The organism is Peribacillus sp., from assembly GCF_059453735.1.
On the sequence record NZ_JAZVJO010000479.1, the window covers coordinates 1 to 17,751 of the forward strand.

Genomic DNA, 17,751 nt, shown 5'->3' on the forward strand with positions numbered 1-17,751 from the left:
CGGCCCAAAACCAAGTTTATTCGACCCTAACTCTCAATCATTCGACCCGACGCCCTAAAGATTCGACCCTACCAACAGACAAAATAAAAAAACAGTCTATCCTCCTAAGAGAATAGACTGTTTTAATCAATGTATTGATTAATGTACTAATGTGTAAAGAGCTTTGATATGAGCTAAATAACGTACATTACTTGCTTCCTTCATCAATGTTGCAGGAAGTCCTTTTAGTGATGTTCCGCTTGCACCAATTGATGCGACAGCATCTTTACGGCCAAGGCTCGCAAGTGTACCGGAGTTAATTGGGCTGAATGTCTCGAATGATTTGCCTTCAAGGTATGCGTAAAGGTTGTACCCTACGTTTTCTCCCATTTGCCAAGCGATTTGTGCAGTCGGCGGATATGGGCGACCGTCTGGGCCAAAGAATACAGCACTGTCTCCAGCAATGAAAACATCGTTGTGTGATGTTGATTGAAGGAATTCATTAACTGTTGCACGTCCACGGTTCACTTCAAGACCTGATTGTCCTACAAGTGGATTTCCTTGTACGCCGCCAGTCCATACGAATGTATTCGCAACGATTTTTTGACCGTCTTTAAGGTCGATCACATTTCCTTCAACGCCTGTTACAGGAAGACCTGTTAAGAATGTTACGCCGCGTTTTTCAAGACTAGTTGTTGCACGTTCAATTAAATGATCAGGAAGCATTGGCATAACCTTTGGACCTGCTTCAACAAGCATCAATTTAATTTCACTTGGATTAATTCCATGACGTTTAGCAAGTGCAGGCATTCTATCAGCGATTTCACCAACTAATTCGATTCCTGTTAGTCCGCCGCCGCCGATTAGGATAGCTGCATCAGCTGGATTTTTAGTTTTTGCATAAGCTGCAATACGTTCTTCAATATGTTGATTGATGAAGTTTGCATCTTTAGCAGATTTTAGAACTAAGCTGTTTTCTTCAAGACCAGGGATCCCGAAGTAAGCTGTTGTGCTGCCAAGAGCAACGACAAGAGCATCATATGTTAATGTAGATCCGTCATTAAGTTTTACTTCTTTAGTATCCGCTGAGAATGTTTCAACTTTAGCAATCTTAAGTTTAACATCTTTCCCGCGAAGAAGTTTTTCTAACGGCATAGCGATTGCTTGTTCAGCAATACTTCCTGCTGCTAAACGGTGTAATTCAGTAATAATTTGGTGTGTTGGGTATTGGTTTACAACTGTAACTTTTGCTTCATCAGCTGTTAAATATTTACGAACGGTTAAAGCTGCTAGCAATCCGCCATAACCTGCTCCTAAGATGACTATTTTCTTTGACATAGTGTATCCTCCGTCCTAACTGTAGAAATGTTATAGAACTTATTTTTTGTTATTATTTTCGGCATTAACTTGTAGGAAAGCATTCATGAAACGGAACATTTTTTGAGCTTGTGGATCTTTCATCATTTTCATTAGACCAAAAAGTCCGATTGATTCCGTACTATTTTCTGCGCGTTCTTTTGCTTCCAGTGTAGTTGCTGCAACATTTTTCAATGAACCTACAACAGGTCCTGCAATTTCAGTAATAGCTCCTACAGTATCGCTTTTAAGAACTTCATCAGTAGATATTGCTTGAACAAAGTCATAAGACTTCGTCATAACAGTTACCAATTCCGTTAATTTTGGAAGTTGTTCAACTAGAGCCGTCAAAGACTCCTGAACTTCTGGATTAAGTAGTTGATCTAAAATATCCAGTTTTTCTTGAGTTGAAGCCAATGCTGCTGCTTGTTCATTTGTTTGAGCGATTGATTCTGACATATCCCATTCTCCTTTGCAATAAGCATAATGCTTTAATTCGGGAATTAGTGTGTTCCCTATTTCACATAAAAACTCTCAAAGCTGCAAGAGCTTAAAAAAGAGCATTATCATGACTCCACAGACTAAAATGTATTACTACATATTTGGGATTCAAACATATCCCCAAACCTAAATTTAGTTAATAGATAGAAAGTTTCTGTTAGGAGCCCGAACGACATATTTTTAGATGACGGGTTCTGTCACTAGCAGCTTCCCCGAAAAAATAAGCTTGGTTTAAATAATACATATTATACTATTAAATATATCACAAAATTGTCATAAGTAGCTCGTCGTTTTTTAAAATCGCGTTTTTTACGGTGTATTTTTTCCTATTTCAACCATGTTAAACTATAAAACTAATTCATTAACATGATCATACACTATTATACTATATCGTGAAATCCTTCACAAACATTCATTTAACAACCCTTTTACTTTTATTTCTTGCAAAGAATTTTATTATCCTCAACTTTTTATTTGTAATCAATTTCCTGAAAAAAATAAAAAAAAGTGAGCGCTAAAGCCTAGCGCTCACCTCTTAACTATTTATACAGAAGGTAGTTTTTTCGGACATCCATAAAGTCTTTTAAACCATTTTTCCATTCTGCCTTCATTTGCTTTACTGTTTTTCCTTGTTCAATGCCTTGTCTGATTGAACCATTTCCAACCAGATTATCAAAAAATGATATTCCGTTTGAACCAGGTGTTCTAAAGGCAAAGTCATTTGGATACATATCATGGACGGTTTTCACAATATGGAGACCGGTTTCAAATGGTTTGTACTCATTACGATTCGTTACGTGAATTTGAATTCCATGAGAGAGAACATTTGCATGCTTAGAGAAGCTTGGTGTAAAAGAAGCTGATCTAAACAGAACACCCGAAAGATCTAGCTTATTTAAATTCTCTGCTAGTTCATCTCCATTAATAAATGGAGCACCGATTAATTCAAAGGGCTTTGCTGTTCCTCTGCCCTCCGATAAATTTGTTCCTTCAATTAATGCTGCACCTGGGTAAACAGATGCAGTTTCGAGTGTCGGCATGTTTGGAGATGGCAATACCCATTCAAGCGGCGTTTCATCATAATGCTGATATCGTTTCCAGCCTTCCATTTTTACCACTGTTAAATCAGCGCCAATGTTAAACTCTTTATTAAAGAGTATAGCAAGCTCCCCTACTGTCATCCCGTGGCGTACAGGAATAGGAAATTCTCCAACAAATGAAGAATACTTATCTTCAAGAACAGGGCCTTCCACTTCCTGGCCGCCAAGTGGATTAGGACGGTCAAGCACAATAATTTCTTTATTATTCTCTTTCGCTGCTTCCATAGCTAATGCCATTGTATAAATATACGTGTAGAAACGGCTTCCTACATCTTGAATATCAAATACGAGTACATCTACGTTTTCTAACATTTCTGGTGTCGGCTTTTTGGTTACTCCATAGAGGCTATAAACCGGCAGCCCCGTTTTAGGATCTGTATAAAAGTCGACGTATTGTCCAGCCTGTGCACTTCCTCTTACCCCATGTTCAGGTCCGTATAAGGCTGTAACATTGATATCCTTATGACCCGACATCAGATCCACAATACTTGTTAATTCCTGGTTTACACCAGTTGGATTTGTAATAATCCCCACACGTTTATTTTTCAACGTTTTTATTTTATCCTGTATTAGGACATCAACCCCTAAACGGAACTTGGGGTGTTTATCGTGTTTATTCTTATCGGCAGTTGCCGATGAATAGACGGTCATGATGAGCAGTAAAGTCATCATACCAGCGAGCCATTTTTTCATCCTTTTCCCCTCCATCTCTAATAGCTTAAACCATGTCCAAATCCATAGAGAACATCACCAACACTGTTATAGATCGTAATTGGTAGTTTTCCAGTTGGATTGTTTTGACCAAAAATAGTTGCAGCTGATGCTTCAAAACTAGCACGTCTAAAACCGTACTGAACCAAATATGCGTCTACATTTGGATAAGCCATTACATCATATGGATTTCTGATTCCAATACCAATCACAGGAATTTCGCCTGATGTAAGCTGATTAGCAAGCTTCATCTGGTCGCTATTTGGCGCCCGGCCGCTGACAGTTGAGGTCATTGTTCCTAAAATAATCGTTTTCGCATCTTGAATCTCAGCTAATTGTGCTTCAGAAAGTGGTTTTGTGGTGGAGATGACTTGAACATTTTGATGATATTTCTTAATCTCTGTTTCTAGCTCTGTAAGATACGTACTGCCGATTACAACGACCTTTTCTTTTTGAGTTGCTTTTAAAGGGAGTGCAGCTTCATTTTTCACTAATGTAATGGATTTTGCCGCTGCTTCTTTTTCTGTTTGTTTATGTGTTGCCGAGCCTACGACTAATTGGGCATTTTTCACTTTTTCAGCGACACTCTTCTCTTCTTCAACTTTAATAATTCCACGGTTTACTTTCAGTGTTAAAATTCTTTTTACCGACTGATTAATGCGCTTTTCTGAAATTTCACCCGTTTTCACTGCACTGTAGAGTCCCTCAGCAGCATCTTTTAATCCGACAGGCATTAACACAATGTCGGTTCCTGCTTTTACCGTACGTATCGCAGCATCGACTGGACCGAAATGGCTGCTGATTGCTTGCATGTTCATTGCATCTGTAATAATGACTCCTTGGTAACCCATTTCTTCTCTCATTAAGCCGGTTAAAACTTTTTCAGAAAGAGTCGCAGGAATTGAAATCTCCGTTCCATCTTGTTTAGAAATCGCTTTGGTATTATCAATTTTCGGGAACGTGACATGAGCAGTCATGATTGCATCAATGCCTGCATCCATAGCCTGCTGAAATGGATATAATTCAACTTTTTTAAGGCGTTCAAGATCATGTGGTACCTCAGGCAGTCCTAAGTGAGAATCTACTGCCGTATCTCCATGACCGGGAAAATGCTTAGCTGTGGCTGCAATACCCGTATCTTGAAGCCCTTTAATATAGGCTTTTCCCATATTGGCAACAAGTGCAGGATCTTCTCCAAAAGAACGTACCCCAATAACAGGATTGTCGGGATTATTGTTCACATCTAATGACGGTGCTAAATTCATATTAATACCCAGCGCATGTAATTCTTCACCTATTGCTGAAGACACCTTTCTTGTCAGTTCTTCAGACCTTGCAGCTCCAAGCGCCATATTGCCGGGCATATCGGTTCCTGATTGAAGTCGAGTAACGATACCCCCTTCTTGATCAATCGTCATTAACAGCCCATACTTTTCAGCTGCTGCTTGATAATCATGGACAAGCTTAGTCGTCTGCTCAGTTGTCTCGACATTTTCTCTGAATAAAATAACTCCCCCAAGATGATAATCTTTAACAAGCTGTTTGATTTCTGGCAGCATTTGAGTCACATTCTGGCCGTTCCAAGTTCGGAAGTCAGGCATAAGCATCTGCCCGATTTTTTCTTTCACTGTCATTTTTTCTACAGCGTTTTCAATAATGTTGTATTTCCCCTTTTTATCCTTAGTTCGCGTGATAACAGCACCTTTTTTTGAATTTCGGATCGTAATTTTATCGCTTAAGACGCCATTCTTAACCGTAATAATGGTTTTTCCACTGCGCCCAGACAGGGTCACTTTTCCTGCCTTCGATACAGAAGCAACACGCTGGTTAGATGATCTCCAATCCAATTTTTTTACTGCCTTCTCGAAATGGCCATCCTTATAGATACGAAGTGCATTGAGTTCAATTTTGTTATCCTTAAATTGCCCCTTTATCTGCGGAACATTTAAATCAATGATGAGTTTCTCTGAGTTATGTTTGAACGGAGCAGCTTCAGCACTCTCTCCTAAAAAGCCAAAAACCTGTGTGACGACCAGCCCGAATACTGCAATGGAAATAAGAAATACCTTCATGTATTTTTTCATAATTTCCTCCCCTTGATTTAGTAGTTTCTAAGCTTCCATTCCGAAGCTTCAAAGGAAAGCTTCTTCTGAGACTGAATTTTCGCGTCTTTGATATACCAGCCTCGTCCATTTACCGAGGTATCTGTATGATAAATAAACCGAATTTTCACAGCTTCTTTCGGAATCTCAACTCGTTGTTTTTCCCAGCCATTACTGGTTCCTTCAAACTTTACGAGTTCAACCCATTCCTCATTCACCATCACCTCAACCGCTCCATAATCAGCATTTTGCTCAAGACTATGCCATTGAGTGAAGGTTAAGTCGGTTTTGTTTTTCAGATCGAGCTTTGCTTCCAACTTTCTTGAAAGCATGTCGCCATAACCCGAGAACCAAGCTGACTCTTTCCCTGGAATCGAAACCGGAATAGCATCTGCCGTCTGACGAGCAAACATTCTTCTAATCCCATTCGTCGATACGGTCGTTCTAGAAGGATGAACACGGTTGGTTAAAAGAATGGCAATCGTTTTATGCTTTGGACTTATAACAATTGAGGTTCCCGTATAGCCAGTATGACCAAAAGAGGTACTGTCAGATAATGCATCCATGTACCAGCCTTGCCCTAATTCCCAGCCAAGTCCGTGGTCATTTCCAGGAAAGGCCTGATTCTGATTCTCGAGAAGAAGCTGTACTGTACTCGCCTTTAAAATTCTTTTCCCGCCATAGCTCCCATTATTCAGGAAAGTTTGAGCTAATGTAGCAAGGTCTTGTGCCGTTGTAAATACACCCGCATGGCCTGCTACACCATCTAGTGACCAGGCATTTTCATCGTGAACCTCTCCCCAGACCAGCCCTCTATTCGGTACAGTTTGAACTTCTGTAGCTGCGATGCGCATTTTTATTGATTCAGGCGGATTATACATCGTATCCCGCATTTTTAATGGTTTCGTTATATTTTTTCTAACGAACTCATCCTGTCGAATTCCAGAAACACGTTCTATGATCGCCCCGAGTGTAATCATATTTAAATCACTGTATGTATATGTAGAACCGGGCGGCATAGCAAGAGGCTGTTTAAAGACAAAATTAAGCCTTTCTTCTCTAGAACTCCCCTGACTGTATAAAGGAACCCAAGCAACGAAGCCAGAAGTGTGTGTAAGCAGCTGCCTAACCGTCACTTGTTCCTTTCCGTTCTGAGCAAACTCTGGGATATACTTCATGACAGGATCTTCAAGACCTACCAACCCTTTTTCGTAAAGAACCATAATGGCTGTAGACGTAAAAATTTTACTAATGGACGCTGCATCAAATATCGTATTTTCTTGCATTGGGATTGGCTTATCCATCTCCGTATAGAATTCATCAGCATATTTAGCTGAATACCCATACGCTTCATTTTTAACAATCTTTCCGCCTCTTGCTACAAATGCAACGGCACCCGGCATAACCTTTTCAGAAATTGCTTGGTTAATCAGGCCATCCATTTCTTGCAAGGGGGCATCAATCATTCCTGCTTCACGTGGTGAACTCGGATGGAGAATGCCTAATGATGGAATCACCGGAGAATCCCAAGTGAAAATCGGATGAAATGGATGACCAGCCGTGAATTTCTTTTCTGCTTTCTCAATAGAAGGGACCCTCCTTGGCTGCTCATCATAGGCTGCTGCAACTGTGCTTGTCCAAAATACGGAGCATACGGAAGAAATCATAAGCAGTTTCTTTTTCATAAATCCTCCTTTAACCTTATTGTTTACAAATTTACCCCAATCTAATAAAAAATGGATAACGATTACTTTTAGACTATCTTACTGTTGATAAATTCGTCTATAAAGCGTAAGTACTATCACGTCAGTATTCTGGATTGTTTGAATGTCATATGAAGGATGTCTTTTGACTTATTTTTTGAATAGTCAGTATATTTTGTTTGATAAGGACCATTTTTACAAAAATACTCATCAAGCTATCTACTATATCTATAACGCTTTCTCCCTTCCTCTTTCTCTGTTACAATCAATGTCTGCCTATCCTCATTAGAAAAGGGGGAATATTTTGATAGTCTTAGATCGTATCAGCAAGAGCTATATGATGAAAAATGGCCCATATGAAGCGGTACATTCTGTTTCTCTTCAGGTTTCTCAAGGTGAAATTCACGGAATAATTGGAACAAGCGGTGCTGGGAAGTCTACATTGCTCCGCATGATTAATTTACTTGAGTCACCTTCCACCGGCCATGTCCGAGTTAATGACCTAGAATTAACTCAATTAACCAGTAAAAATCTCCGCAAAGCACGAAGATCGATTGGGATGGTTTTTCAAGCGTTTAATCTAGTGAGTAACCGCAGTGTAAAAGGAAATGTCATGATTCCCTTAGAGCTTGCTGGTTTTTCTAAACAAGCACGACTGGAGCGGGCAGCAGAGTGTTTACGCATTGTGGGGCTTGAGCGGCTGGCAGGGCAATATCCGGCCAGCTTGAGTGGTGGACAAAAGCAGCGTGTAGCCATCGCTAGGGCACTTGCGACCAATCCAACTGTGTTGTTATGTGATGAACCAACATCTTCACTTGATCCGCAGACGACTGAAGAGATATTAAAGGTATTACAAGAAATTAACAGGAATTTCGGCGTTACAATTGTGATCGTTACCCACGAAATGGACGTCATTAAAAGCATTTGCAACAAAGTTTCTCTTATGGAAGCTGGGGAAATAGTCGAAACAATTTCGTTCGAACCCAAAGGATTTATTGCCACAAAAAATGATTTTCAATCACTGCGTAGGCAACTTTTAAGCGAGGGTGATGGAGATGTTTGACCATATTATGCTATACCAGGCTGAAATTTGGCAGGCAATCGGTGAAACCTTTCTTATGGTAGGAATCTCGATTGCAGCGGCTGTCTTGGTCGGTCTTCCACTCGGAACCTTGTTATTTTTATGCAGGAAAGGCCAGCTGCTTGAAAATCGAATAGTCTTTTCCATACTTAATGTATTCGTTAACGTTGTCCGCTCATTTCCATTCTTATTACTGGTTGTATTTTTAATTCCCCTTACCCGTTTCATCGTTGGAACGGCCATCGGGACCTTAGCTGCTTCTGTCCCTCTGGCCATTATGGCTGTCGCCTATTATTCACGTCTAGTTGAACAATCTCTTCTTGAAGTGCCAAGAGGAATTATCGAAGCTGGAACGGCGATGGGGGCTTCTACCCTAGAAATTATTTATAAATTTCTTTATGTAGATGCACGTTCAGGTTTACTTCTCGGATTAACAACCTCTACAATCAGCTTTATTTCCTATTCTACTGTAGTAGGAATTGTCGGAGGCGGGGGGATCGGTGATTTCGCCATTCGCTATGGTTACCAGCGATTTGAAACCGATCTCATGGTATTCACCATTATCATCATGCTCATCTTTGTTCAGACGATTCAATTTGTCGGAAGTACAACAGCAAGACTCATAGATAAACGCTAGGAATATAAACGGAGGTACACGACCAATGAAAAAAATAACCGCACTACTTCTATCTCTATCTCTTATCCTCATTATTACAGGCTGTGGTCAAGATGAAAAACAACCAGCATCCCAAACGGAGAAAAAAGATGTTACTCTTAAGGTGGCTACACTCATTCCACCAATGACGGATATCTTAGACATTGTTAAACCTTTACTTAAAGAAGACGGCATCAATCTGGATATTGTCGTTTTAGGAGATAACGTTCAACCAAATACTGCACTTGCTAATAACGAAGTAGATGCAAATTTCTTTCAGCATGTCCCTTACATGAATCAGTATAATGACAGCAATGATACTGAATTAACTCTCGTTCAACCTATCTATCATGCAATTTATGGAGCTTATTCAAAACGCTATAAAGATATTGCTGATTTGCCGGATGGAGCCACCATTGCCATCGCTAACGATGCGTCTAACATCGGCCGCTCCCTATTAATGATTGAAAAAGCCGGCTTGATAAAACTTAAAGAAGGCGCAGGCATCGAGGCCACACAAGCGGATATTATTGAAAATAAACATGACTATCAGTTTAAAGAAGTCGATTTATTAATGCTTGCCCGCACACTTGATGATGTAGATTTAGTCGCGATGACACCAGCCTATGCCAAACCAATTGGATTAACGCCTAAGAAAGATGCATTAATTACAGAAACCGTAGATTCCGAATTTGCGATTTCACTCGTGGCGCGTAGTAACAATGCTAACGCTGAAGAAATTAAAAAGCTGGCAGAACGCATGACTGGTCCTGAAGTGAAGAAATTCCTTGAAGAAGAATATGATGAGATTGCTCTGCCCGCTTTATAATTTTTACCTTTAAGCTCACATTGAATAAGGAATGCGGACACGTAAGATTACTTGAAAGCTATCGAGGACCTCTCGATAGCTTTATTCTGTTGAGTCTCACTTATTGTTTGTCTTTCACCTTGATATGCATTTTTTCTCCATTCACCTCGATTTGCCAAGATCCAGCTCGGTTGAAAGATAGTTTCCCAGTATATGTAGTGGCACCCATATAGTCTGTTTTGTTACTAAAGGTAACCGTTTCAGCCTTTTTGAATCCAATAGACGGTTTGATTTTCACTGATAACGTATCAGGCAGCTCTTCCCCTTTATATTCAATGATTACATCCTCAACTGTTCCTGTATAAAAATCTTCTCCCGAATGTCTAATAATTAAAGGACCGCTTTGTGGGTAGGCTTCTTTAACTTGCACAGTAAATTTAGCAAAGTCCTTATCATCTACTATAAATGTCAGCAGCCATTCACCCGGATAAGGGAGAGCATTAAAGGATGTTAAGGTATGTGCATCCTCTGAATCCAAAGGTAAAGTTACCTTTACATCAGCTACTTCGACTTCATTTTCCCCTTGCGTCGCTGTAATTTTCACTTGTTTTCCCGGCAAATCCTCCCCCCAAAGGAAAATAAACTGTTTAGAAATATTCGCTTTATCTTCAGCCACCCATTCTCTTATAATCATAAATCCAGCCTTACCCGGAATTCCATAGAGTCCATCTTTTGTTATGATTTCTCCATCTTTACCTATACGGTCAAATACTTTCCCATGTACTGGTTCTGTATAACTTGCCGTCCTTTCCTGTTCTGCTTTTTGCATGGATAGAAAAACAAGAAAGGTTCCTAGGCTAAGTGTACAGATCAATACAAGAACGGCGATTCGCTTAGTAAGACGACTTTCACGCTTAAAATGAGGCACTTGGTGCATTTGTAAACGCGAAGCGATTTTCCGGTGTTGTTCAATTGTTAGTTGATAGTGAGGCAGTTCTTTGACCTCCTTCAACCATTTTTCACTTTCATTCTTCTTCAATTACATCACCTCCGAGCTTTTTCTTTAATTTTTGAATGGCGCGAAAAAAGGTTACATTTACTTTATTCGTGCTCCAGCCTAAGACCATCGCACTTTCTACTGATGATAAGTCTGCTATTCCCCGCAGCAACACTACTTCACGATAGGAGGCAGGCAGTAAGTGAATTGCCTGATAAAGCTTGTTGAAACTCTCTTTGCGAATCAACAGATCTTCTATTAGCGGGGCTGGTTCTTGCGGGGAAAGATGAAGCTTAAGCAGAATCCGCTCCAGTACATTTTTTTCCTTAATGAATCGATTGCTGTGTTGCGGGCAATTCGCAGCAACCATGTCTTTGGACTAGCTTCCCCCTTGTACTGATCCAATGAATTCAAAGCGCGGATAAATGTATCTTGAACCAAATCCTCAACGTCTCGGTGACCCATATAATAGATGAGAAAATTGGTAACAGCTTTCTCGTATTGAAGAAACCAGCTTTCTATCATGCACTCAAATTCTTCCATCTTTTCTACATCCCTCCTTTCCTATATAGACGTTTTTATGTACCAAAAATTACACAATGTCCTAAAAAAATATGGAGAAGCACAGTTGCCTGGTTTGGGGGTTATTGAAAATTCCTATTCAAATGGCCTCTTTAGTTGAAATTACAGAAACTTTTAAAGATAAGATACACATTTTCTAAAACAAGCAGACTGATGAGTTGATAGGGAATCTTCTTGTTAAACGGAACTATATTTGCGGAAGATAATAGATATTTTGTGCACTTGAGACTACTTATTGAGGGGAAGCGCATTTTCAGGAGTAACCTCACAAAAACAGGCTGTCGATTTCTCGACAGCCTGTTGCTTAGTTCGTTGATTTTAGTGAGATCAATTTGTATGTAATCGTGGTTGCTTCATTCTGCCATTCCACTTTTTGAATGACCGCAGTCCCGCTTGATTCACTTTCGATTGTCTTACGGATATCGAGTGGAATATCGATCGGGTATAATCGGTACCCTTCCTTTTTTAACCGGAAGATATTCTCTTCCTCGCGTTCTTCCCGTCCTTTAGTAACGATCATCGTATTTAATTCCATAGGCATGCCCATACTATGCCCTCCTCATTCGTATTACCTATATCTTAACATCTTTATACCTGTGTTTTCATCCACTGAGTTAAATCCCTGACAACTTTTCGGTTTACAGCAGGGGGAAAGTAGTGAGTAAACTGTGGGAAGTACCAGGTCTCCACTTGCTTATGCTTTTCGTTCAATTGTTTTTCCAGCCGATATGCATGATCAATCGAGACATTTCCATCTCTTTCTCCATGAATGATTAGGACGGGTACATCTAAAGAGTCGAGTGAAAACAAGGGGGTCCGATAAACGAATGCATCGGGTACTTTATTCGGAGTTCCCCCAATGACACGCTTCATCATTCTGCGTAAATCTACCCGCTCCACATACGTTAAAAACATATCTGAGACACCCCCCCAAGTCACGATTGATGCGGCAGTTGGGCAATAGATGGCCGCCCATAGCGCCATGATGCCTCCTCTTGAGAAACCAAAAATATGAATCGAATTTGAATTGACACGACGATGGTTTTCAAGCAATTTAAATCCTGCAATCGCATCATATCGATCTTCACCGCCGAAATCCTCGTCTCCCTCCCCGCCCTGATTCCCACGGTAAAATGGGGCGAATACAATAAAGCCCTCAGAGGCAAATTGGGTAATTCGTGATGGTCTGACTTTGCCTACATTCTTAATTCCGCCGCGAAGATATAGAAAACCATCATAAACTTCCCCGTTTACCGGTTCTGCAAGTAATCCTTTCACCCTTAATCCCTGTGCAAGATACGTAACACTATAAAGATGAACGCCCGGATGCGGAGAAGGAAAGCGAATTTTTTCAACAATTGTACCATCTTCCATAAACATTACACTCCTTCGACACTTCCTAATGACCTTATTTTAATGCATCCTAACTTTTTTATCCTGATTCAATGCTTAGTCATAAAAAAAGGGCTATGGGCATTCACACATTTTCTATCTATTCATATTCTATTTCAAGATGATTTGCACACCATTTAACGAGGAGGAACATAGGTGAAAAAGTGGTATAAAGCAAGTATACTGCTGCTATTCGCAGTGGTTTTAGTATTCTCATTAGCAGCATGCGGCAAGGATGAACTTCAAAAAGTCCGGATTGCTGAAGTTACTCGTTCCGTCTTTTATGCACCACAATATGTTGCGATAGAGAAAGGGTTTTTTAAGGAAGAAGGTTTGGAAGTGGACTTAAAAACAACAGCTGGTGGTGATAAGACCATGACGGCACTATTATCTGACGGTGCCGATTTTGCGCTTGTCGGATCAGAAACTTCCATATATGTAACTGCCCAAGGAACCAAGGACCCTATTGTGAATTTTGCTCAATTGACACAGACCGACGGAACCTTCTTAGTCGGCCGGGATAAAATAGAAAACTTTTCATGGGATATGTTAAAAGGCTCAACATTCCTTGGACAGCGTAAAGGCGGAATGCCGCAAATGGCAGGAGAATTTGTCTTAAAGAAACATGGAATTGACCCGCAAAGCGATTTAACACTCATTCAAAATATCGACTTTGCTAATATCGCGACTGCCTTCGCATCTGGAACCGGTGACTATGTGCAGTTATTTGAACCTACTGCTAGTATCTTTGAAAAAGAAGGAAAAGGTCATATTGTCGCATCTTTTGGTACCGAATCCGGCCATATCCCATATACCACTTATATGACGAAATCGAGTTATCTAAAAGAAAATGATGAGACTGTTTTAAAATTCACTCGAGCGCTGAAAAAGGCTCAAGATTGGGTTCAAAAACAGGATGCTTCAAAGATCGCTGAAACGATTCAGCCTTATTTCGAAGATGCAGATCCTGAAGTAATGGAAATGTCCATTCAACGGTATAAGGAGCAAGGATCATATGCTACCGATCCAATTCTCGATGAAGAAGAGTGGAATAACCTTCAGGACATCATGGATGAAGCGGGGGAACTTCCATCCCGAATGGATTATACGAAACTGGTGAACGTCAAATATGCCGAAAAGGTCTCTCAATAGAAAGGAGAGGCAACAATGAGTTTTTTAACGATTGATCATGTAAGTCATAGCTACTTTTCAAAAGAACATGCAACATCAGCACTATCAAACGTAAATCTTACGATGGAGGAAGGGGAGTTTATCTCATTCCTCGGTCCCAGCGGATGTGGTAAAACAACGCTGCTTTCTATTATTGCTGGTCTATTTCCCCCTACGGTCGGGAATGTACTAATTGAGGGACAATCCAATCACAATCGTTCTATTGGCTATATGCTGCAGCAGGATTATCTTTTTCCTTGGAAAACAATCAGCGAAAATATCACTCTTGGTTTAAAGCTATTAAAGCATGAGAGTGAGGACGCAAAGATAAAAGCACTCGAATTACTCGAAAGCGTTGGATTAACCGGGGTAGAAAATCAATACCCCCGTCAACTTTCAGGCGGTATGCGTCAACGGGCTGCTCTAGCGCGGACTCTTGCGGTTGATCCAAAAATTCTTTTACTTGATGAGCCTTTTTCTGCACTCGACTACCAGACGAAACTCCGTCTTGAAGATTTAGTATCAATTACCTTAAAATCATTTGGTAAAACGGCTGTTCTCGTTACCCATGATATTGGTGAATCCATTGCTATGAGCGATAAAATCTATTTATTTGCCTCTAACCCAGGCAGAATCCATACAACATTTGAAGTTCCTGAAGAACTTCGATCGCTTACACCTTTTGAAGTTCGAAACCATCATGCTTATAATGCTTTATTCCAAACTATTTGGAAGGAGCTCGAAAATCTTGAAGACAACATCTGATATACACGATCTGCATAATCAATATAAAGCTGATTTAAAGAGTGAGAAAAGACGTGTTCGAATATACCAGCTGTTGATCTTCATCATTTTTTTCGGCGGTTGGGAGATTGCGTCTCGATTAGAATGGGTTGATCCGCTCATATTCAGCTCACCTTCTAAAATCTGGAGTCTGTTCACAGTTAAATTTTTCGATGGCACTCTACTCAATCATGTGAGTATCACCTTATTTGAAACAGTCCTAGGGTTCATTTTAGGTACCCTGCTTGGTACCTTACTAGCCGCCATCCTTTGGTGGTCACCTTTTCTCTCAAAGGTGCTTGACCCCTATTTAGTCATTTTAAATGCCATGCCTAAAGTGGCACTTGGCCCTATTTTAATTGTAGCTCTCGGCCCTGGTTTCACCTCTATTATTTCAATGGGGGCTATTATTTCAGTCATTATTACCACCATTGTTGTGTATACGTCATTTAGAGAAGTGGATCCAAACTACTTAAAGGTCCTTCAAACATTCGGTGCTACTCGTTTCCAATCCTTTAAGGAGGCCATCCTTCCAGCCTCCTTTCCAACCATTATTTCTACCTTAAAGGTGAATGTGGGGCTTTCTTGGGTTGGTGTCATTGTTGGTGAATTCCTCGTATCCTCAAGAGGACTTGGGTATCTTATTATCTATGGCTTCCAAGTGTTTAACTTCACGCTTGTCCTTTTGGCACTGATGATTATTGCTGTTTGTGCAACCATCATGTATCAGCTGGTTGCTTGGCTTGAGCGTAAACTAATAAAACATGGGTAAAAAAGACCATCGTGCTTTTAAAGCTCCACGATGGTTCTCTTTTTTTTAAGTTGAGTAAAACTAAGTGCGATAATCTCATCCTTCATAATAAAACTGTAACGGGGATCAGTCTTAATGTCTGCAGGCAATTTCTCAATCAAAACAGGTCCTGCTGTTTCTAAATAATCACTCTTTGGTTCGAGCTTCCCTAATTCGGCATAATAAATCGACTTCACAAAGGGTGTAGTTGGATCGTTAACGCGGTATTGACCAAGCAGCAGTATTTCGTTGACAATACCGCCAATTTCTTCATACACTTCCCGGATAACCGCATCCTCAATCGATTCTCCCGCTTCTCTTTTCCCCCCTGGGAATTCCAGCCCTCTTTTTTTATGCTGCGTTAATACCCATCGGTTGTTCAATCGGCTTAACACAAGGACATGCCAAGCCTCGCCAAACTCTTCACTTTCGGAAAAATCAACTTGATAACCGTTTGTATCTACAAAGCTATGCATGAACATTTACTCCTTAAAACGTAGTACCTCTAGTTTACTACGTTTTAGTAAGTACGACTGTTTAAGACTCATCGTTTATTGGATTTTCTTTCAGCACACCAGTACTTTCAATAAATTGCTTTGTTTCACTATCGCCAAGTTCATAAATTAGTTCGTACACCTTTTGCAAATTTTGATCGTAATGATCGTTAGGGCGATCATAATGATACTGAATATACGGTACATGCGCTCGATAAAAAGAATCCACATCCGCTTCGTGTTCCATATCAAAATATTCTCGAAGCCTTATTATATCCCCCTCTGACGCTTCTATTTTAAATGTCCATGGTGAAAACTCACCGTTACGTGATATCTGGTGGGAAGGTAAATCTATATAATATTCCTTACGATTTTCCGCCACAACATCAGCTCCTTTAATGGCTAGTGTTGTTATTTTGCCTCTCAGTACAAACCCTCATACACAAAAATTCCACTAGGACTTTCCAACGAGTTCCATTACTATTTGGCAAGTAAATGTAAAAATCAGATTAAAGTATCTTTCCAAGGGTAAAACATATAATATATCCATATAAGAAGTATTACTAAAGCCTAAGCTTTTACATATGATTAACACAAATAAGTCTTGAAAAGAGGTGACCTGCGATGAAATTAATTGAGGAGTTATATAATTTATACCGTAATAAACTTACCGGTGATGAAGAAGATATTGATATGCTTGCATTTGCCGTATTAGAACAGCTGAACCGCGAGGAAATCCTTGAATTATTACAAGAAATGGATGATCAAGAATTAAACAATTTATTAGGTATCTATATCATTGAGTCGCTAAAAGGAAAATTCACACAAGATAGTATGGATGAAGTCAAACCAACTTCCTTTCACCAGCGGAATATTCATTAATCCAGCAATAAGATACATATGAAACCTTTGAGCTCGTCTCTTTGGTTTTTTAACGTCAAAAAAAAACCAACTGAAAATGGTTTCAGTTGGTCTTACTTATTACTTACCTAGATACGCACGAAGCATCCAAGTGTGTTTATTTAGAGATTTTTTCATCCCCACTAACATATCTCCTGTTACTTCATCGCTATTTTCTTCTGCAATGGAAATAATTTCAGCGAATTCATCAGATAAAGTTTCGAAATCACCGATAATGTTCTTCACCATGGTCTCTGTTTTTTCACTGCCAGTAGCTTCTTTAATTGTGGTTAATTCCATATATTCTTTAATGGTAGCCACAGGTTTTGCACCTATTGCAAGAAGTCTTTCAGCCAGCTCATCCATATTTAAGGTCACTTCGTTATACAGTTCTTCTAACTTCACATGGAGAGAAAAGAAATGCGGACCAGTAACATTCCAATGATAGTTATGCAATTTGGTGTAAAGTACATTAAAGTTTGCAATTTCCTTATTGACTAATTCAACTAATTTGTCTGCCGATCCATCTTCACCTTTTTTATATTGTACTAAATTCCCACTCATAATATCGCCTCCATATAGTATTAATGTCTATACTATATGTTTCCCTTTTTTAGGACAGTTAAACCCTACAAAAAGTTGTCCCT

The 17,751-nt window shown here is 39.8% G+C and carries 20 protein-coding genes; 7 read left to right on the top strand and 13 right to left on the bottom strand.

The genetic code is table 11. The annotated features are described in order from the left end of the window. Positions 1-138: 138 nt before the first annotated feature. The 5 genes from AC52RT_RS15725 to AC52RT_RS15745 form a co-directional block, all read right to left on the bottom strand. On the bottom strand, positions 139-1,317 hold the full coding sequence (locus tag AC52RT_RS15725; RefSeq protein ID WP_040374169.1) for an NAD(P)/FAD-dependent oxidoreductase: 1,179 nt from the start codon (positions 1,315-1,317) through the stop codon (positions 139-141). Between the two features lie 39 nt (positions 1,318-1,356). Continuing rightward, a complete protein-coding gene (locus AC52RT_RS15730) occupies positions 1,357-1,794 on the bottom strand; it encodes a DUF1641 domain-containing protein (RefSeq protein ID WP_340846889.1) in 438 nt (145 codons plus the stop codon). Between the two features lie 581 nt (positions 1,795-2,375). Then, a complete protein-coding gene (locus AC52RT_RS15735; protein ID WP_495541616.1) occupies positions 2,376-3,629 on the bottom strand; it encodes an exo-beta-N-acetylmuramidase NamZ family protein in 1,254 nt (417 codons plus the stop codon). 17 nt (positions 3,630-3,646) lie between these two features. Then, positions 3,647-5,731: a glycoside hydrolase family 3 protein gene (locus AC52RT_RS15740; protein ID WP_495541617.1), complete on the bottom strand. Its 2,085-nt coding sequence runs from the start codon at positions 5,729-5,731 to the stop codon at positions 3,647-3,649. A gap of 17 nt (positions 5,732-5,748) precedes the next feature. Continuing rightward, positions 5,749-7,434, bottom strand: a complete 1,686-nt coding sequence (locus AC52RT_RS15745) for a serine hydrolase domain-containing protein (protein WP_495541618.1) — start codon at positions 7,432-7,434, stop codon at positions 5,749-5,751. A 322-nt stretch (positions 7,435-7,756) separates the two neighbouring features. Between AC52RT_RS15745 and AC52RT_RS15750 the strand changes: the two genes are divergently transcribed. From AC52RT_RS15750 to AC52RT_RS15760, 3 genes are read left to right on the top strand one after another with little or no spacing between them, the layout of a single operon-like run. Continuing rightward, positions 7,757-8,515 (top strand): methionine ABC transporter ATP-binding protein, encoded by a 759-nt coding sequence (locus tag AC52RT_RS15750; protein ID WP_495541619.1) that lies wholly within the window; start codon positions 7,757-7,759, stop codon positions 8,513-8,515. Beyond that, entirely contained in the window at positions 8,508-9,170 is a 663-nt protein-coding gene (locus tag AC52RT_RS15755; RefSeq protein ID WP_495541620.1) for a methionine ABC transporter permease, read from the top strand. Before AC52RT_RS15750 ends, AC52RT_RS15755 begins: the two co-directional genes overlap by 8 nt. A gap of 25 nt (positions 9,171-9,195) precedes the next feature. Continuing rightward, positions 9,196-10,017, top strand: coding sequence for a MetQ/NlpA family ABC transporter substrate-binding protein (locus tag AC52RT_RS15760; protein ID WP_495541621.1), 822 nt, complete (start codon positions 9,196-9,198; stop codon positions 10,015-10,017). Positions 10,018-10,117: 100 nt separating this feature from the next. On the opposite strand, the gene AC52RT_RS15765 is transcribed toward AC52RT_RS15760, so the two are convergent. From AC52RT_RS15765 to AC52RT_RS15785, 5 genes are all read right to left on the bottom strand, one after another. Beyond that, positions 10,118-11,035: a hypothetical protein gene (locus AC52RT_RS15765; protein ID WP_495541622.1), complete on the bottom strand. Its 918-nt coding sequence runs from the start codon at positions 11,033-11,035 to the stop codon at positions 10,118-10,120. Beyond that, a complete protein-coding gene (locus AC52RT_RS15770; RefSeq protein WP_495541623.1) occupies positions 11,022-11,363 on the bottom strand; it encodes an RNA polymerase sigma factor in 342 nt (113 codons plus the stop codon). The genes AC52RT_RS15765 and AC52RT_RS15770 overlap by 14 nt, the downstream gene beginning before the upstream one ends. After that, a complete protein-coding gene (locus AC52RT_RS15775; RefSeq protein ID WP_495541624.1) occupies positions 11,252-11,536 on the bottom strand; it encodes an RNA polymerase sigma factor in 285 nt (94 codons plus the stop codon). Before AC52RT_RS15775 ends, AC52RT_RS15770 begins: the two co-directional genes overlap by 112 nt. Before the next feature lie 343 nt (positions 11,537-11,879). Beyond that, positions 11,880-12,122, bottom strand: coding sequence for a DUF2584 domain-containing protein (locus tag AC52RT_RS15780; RefSeq protein ID WP_040374174.1), 243 nt, complete (start codon positions 12,120-12,122; stop codon positions 11,880-11,882). Between the two features lie 41 nt (positions 12,123-12,163). Continuing rightward, on the bottom strand, positions 12,164-12,949 hold the full coding sequence (locus AC52RT_RS15785) for an alpha/beta hydrolase family protein (RefSeq protein ID WP_495541625.1): 786 nt from the start codon (positions 12,947-12,949) through the stop codon (positions 12,164-12,166). Positions 12,950-13,123: 174 nt separating this feature from the next. Between AC52RT_RS15785 and AC52RT_RS15790 the strand changes: the two genes are divergently transcribed. The 3 genes from AC52RT_RS15790 to AC52RT_RS15800 are packed head-to-tail and all read left to right on the top strand — an operon-like array spanning position 13,124 to position 15,692. Further along, positions 13,124-14,119, top strand: a complete 996-nt coding sequence (locus tag AC52RT_RS15790; protein ID WP_495541626.1) for an ABC transporter substrate-binding protein — start codon at positions 13,124-13,126, stop codon at positions 14,117-14,119. Between the two features lie 15 nt (positions 14,120-14,134). Beyond that, positions 14,135-14,902, top strand: a complete 768-nt coding sequence (locus tag AC52RT_RS15795; protein WP_495541627.1) for an ABC transporter ATP-binding protein — start codon at positions 14,135-14,137, stop codon at positions 14,900-14,902. Further along, positions 14,886-15,692 (top strand): ABC transporter permease, encoded by an 807-nt coding sequence (locus tag AC52RT_RS15800; protein ID WP_495541628.1) that lies wholly within the window; start codon positions 14,886-14,888, stop codon positions 15,690-15,692. The genes AC52RT_RS15795 and AC52RT_RS15800 overlap by 17 nt, the downstream gene beginning before the upstream one ends. Positions 15,693-15,709: 17 nt before the next feature. Here the strand turns inward: AC52RT_RS15800 and ytkD are convergent, their stop codons facing one another. Further along, positions 15,710-16,186 carry an RNA deprotection pyrophosphohydrolase gene (ytkD, locus tag AC52RT_RS15805; RefSeq protein WP_495541629.1) on the bottom strand — a complete coding sequence of 159 codons (477 nt, stop codon included), beginning with the start codon at positions 16,184-16,186 and terminating at the stop codon, positions 15,710-15,712. 61 nt (positions 16,187-16,247) lie between these two features. Continuing rightward, on the bottom strand, positions 16,248-16,586 hold the full coding sequence (locus tag AC52RT_RS15810; protein WP_495541630.1) for a hydrolase: 339 nt from the start codon (positions 16,584-16,586) through the stop codon (positions 16,248-16,250). A 242-nt stretch (positions 16,587-16,828) separates the two neighbouring features. Here AC52RT_RS15810 and AC52RT_RS15815 point away from each other — a divergent pair, with 242 nt between their 5' ends. Beyond that, complete coding sequence (locus AC52RT_RS15815) at positions 16,829-17,086, top strand: DUF6154 family protein (RefSeq protein ID WP_040374180.1); 258 nt, start codon at positions 16,829-16,831, stop codon at positions 17,084-17,086. Between the two features lie 99 nt (positions 17,087-17,185). Here the strand turns inward: AC52RT_RS15815 and AC52RT_RS15820 are convergent, their stop codons facing one another. After that, entirely contained in the window at positions 17,186-17,668 is a 483-nt protein-coding gene (locus tag AC52RT_RS15820; RefSeq protein WP_495541631.1) for a Dps family protein, read from the bottom strand. Between the last annotated feature and the right edge of the window lie 83 nt (positions 17,669-17,751).